Source organism: Halorubrum sp. SP3 (genome assembly GCF_005435195.1).
GTDB lineage: Archaea > Halobacteriota > Halobacteria > Halobacteriales > Haloferacaceae > Halorubrum > Halorubrum sodomense.
In genome coordinates, this window is the sequence record NZ_SGTU01000279.1 from 261 (window position 1) to 546 (window position 286).

Sequence of the window (286 nt, forward strand, 5' to 3'; positions counted from 1 at the left end):
TACCGGGTCGACGATCCACAGCAGCCCAGCGAGTATTGCTATCGGGACCGCGCCGGTCGGAAACGAATCTGACACGGTTCAGAAATATATTTTACCAATAAATGTTTTCTCGTACCTCAAATGTTTCCAATGAATATGATTCTGGAACTAAGGCATCAACGGAGCCTCGACAGCAGGAACCGCTCTCAGATTCCGACGGCGCGACGGACCTACTCCGTCACGAACTCGGTCGTGAGCTCGCCGACGCCCTCGACGCAGATGGTGACCGAATCGCCGTCGCCGAGCA